The 2,472-nt window shown below is 57.0% G+C and carries 3 protein-coding genes; 1 reads left to right on the top strand and 2 read right to left on the bottom strand.

All coding sequences use genetic code 11. From position 1 onward, the window contains the following. Window positions 1–570: rod-determining factor RdfA (rdfA, locus tag QT222_RS02440; protein ID WP_491476192.1), on the top strand; the 570-nt coding region annotated here is incomplete at its 5' end. Window positions 571–830: 260 nt separating this feature from the next. On the opposite strand, the gene QT222_RS02435 is transcribed toward rdfA, so the two are convergent. Then, window positions 831–1,622, bottom strand: a complete 792-nt coding sequence (locus QT222_RS02435) for a universal stress protein (protein ID WP_491476191.1) — start codon at window positions 1,620–1,622, stop codon at window positions 831–833. Continuing rightward, window positions 1,615–2,472, bottom strand: an 858-nt coding sequence (locus QT222_RS02430) for an APC family permease (protein ID WP_491476190.1), incomplete at its 5' end; no start/stop codon positions are given. The genes QT222_RS02430 and QT222_RS02435, both read right to left, overlap by 8 nt.

Here is a 2,472-nt window from a genome sequence, read left to right as displayed (position 1 = left end):
AACTCGAAGGTCGGCCGCCTCATCGAATCGTACGGGTTAGACGGACTCGGTGAAGAGCTTGAAGAACGATGGACGGCTGACGAGGATTCCGACAGTCTTCGAACGCTCGCAGACGTGTTCAACAACGAACTGCTCAAGGTTGCAGCGATAGACGCCGGGTTGGACCTCCTCAACGGCGAAGTGGAGACGTTGTACGACGCCCTGACTGAAGATGCCGCAACGGGTGCCGAACGAACGCGGGCGCGTGGACGGCTCGAACGAGCCGGTATCGATGTAGATAGTCTGCAACAGGACTTCGTCTCGCATCAGGCGATTCACACCTATCTGACTTCGTACCGGGGAGCCTCCAAAGAACGAAAGCGGAGTGACCCGACAGAACGAGTCCAGCGACTCCGTGGCCGTCTCGCTGCAGTCACCGAAAGTGCACTGGACTCCACGGCGAATCGCGGGGACTTAGTCGTCGGCTCACCCGAAGTGCTCGTCGACGTGCAAGTGTTCTGTGCCGACTGTGGGAGCCAGTATGGATTCGACGAACTCGTTGAACGCGGAGGGTGTGACTGCGAGCAGTAATCCAAAAACTAGCAATACCGAAAACGGATTTGTATTAGATGTCCAACTAGTGTGAATCCAAACGGGACGAGGACGGGACTGGTTTTTAGCATCCAGTGGGAACCTTTTATAAACTAGCCAATAAAATGTTCAAAATTTCTAAAATTTTTACAATTTTTGAAATTTTCAGACAGGCTCAGTTATAGATCAATGGGTAGCCCCGGGAGTAGTATTGCTGAATTTTGAATTACCATTGAGAGAGTTGGCTGATGAAAACCATCTCATCCCGTGTTGTCCGCCTCATCAATCTCGCCCGCCTCGTCCGCCTCATCAACCTCGTCCGTCTCGTCAGGTTCGAGCGGTCGCCGAACGACAATCACTGGACCGACAGTTTGCTCTGCGACGCGCTCGGACGTCTCACCGAATAACTGGCCACGAATCGTCGGTTCCTCTTCACCCATCACGACGACGTCGTGGTCTTCAGCACCCGAGATAAGTGCCTGAAGCGGCTTCTGTGCGACGACAACAGAGCGAGATAGTTTGTCACGGTCGAGTCCGAGGGCAGTGAGTTCGTTTACGACCTCGTCGAGGAGTGCTTCACCGTCCGGGACGGCCTCGTCGTTAGCGACGGCGTGGAATAGCGTAATATCGACATCCCGACCCCGACCGAGACCCGCGACGACCTTGCTAATCGTGTCGATATTGATGTGTTCTTTGACCGGGACGATGATTCGGTCAAGAGTGGGGGCTGGGTTCGAAAGTAACACCGCGTCACAGTCGGCTTCTGTGGCGGTCCGCTCGATTGTCTGGCCGGAGTCGTGGGTGAACACGAGATGTGTCTCGACTGCAGTTCCCTCGGTTTCGAATGCCTCTACGAGGTCTTCGAGTTCGGTCCGAGCCTTGGGTTCGAACTGTTCGCGCGCTTGCTCTGGTGCCGTCTGTTCGGGAATTTCGTGGTACGCCAAGAGAACGACTGTCGCACTCGAAAGTAAGCGTATCACCTGGTCCGGAATCACCTGCCCCTCCAGCACGGCGACGGGAACGAGCACGCGAACGTTACCAGCATCACGCATCGTCGCTCACCCCCTTCAAACGGACATCGCGTGCGTAGGCGAAGTACCACGCCAAGGCGGAGAGAGCGACGACTGCCCCAACTATCTGCGAAAGAGGCTGCATGAACGCAACGAGGCCGAAACTCGCAATAGCCCCGAGGATTGGCACCAGCGGGTATCCGGGAACGCGGAACGACGGGTCGTACCAGTCGGGATTCGACCGGCGAATCACGATGAGCGCCAGGCACATGAATCCGTACGTGATGAGGTGCAGAAACGACGCAACCTCCGCGAGCACTTCCGTCTCGCCGACGGCGACGAGGACGACAGTCGGGCCACCGACGAGCGTAAGGGCGAGGTGAGGCGTCCCATACCGAAGGTTGATTCGCGCGAGCTGCGGCGGAACCAGCGCGTCACGACTCAGTGCGTACAACGCGCGAGACGAACTCAAAATCGAAGCGTTGGCGCTCGACACCGTCGCAAAGAGTCCAGCGAAGAGGATGGCGACCGCACCGGGGAACCCGAGATATTCTCTGGCAACCTCGACGATTGCCGTTTCCCCGAAGGTGGCAAGTTGCTCACTGCCGAACGCACCCGTCGAAACCAAGATGGTTACGACATACAGAACACCCACAACGAGCACGGAACCAATCATCGCGAGCGGGAGATTTCGACTCGGTTTCGTTATCTCGCCTGCGACGGTCGCTACCTGTGCGAAACCGAGGTACGAGGTGAAGACCAGCGCCGCCGTCGTAAAGATACTAAATGTCCCGTAGGGAACGAACTGCTCAGGGACAGTTTGGCGACCAAAAAGGCCGAGCGTGTCGAGAGACCCGTAGACGAGGAAGACGAGGAGAATCCCCAACAGGAG

The sequence above is a fragment of the Haloferax sp. s1 genome, from assembly GCF_058382125.1.
This window is presented reverse-complemented; position numbering and strand designations above follow the sequence as displayed.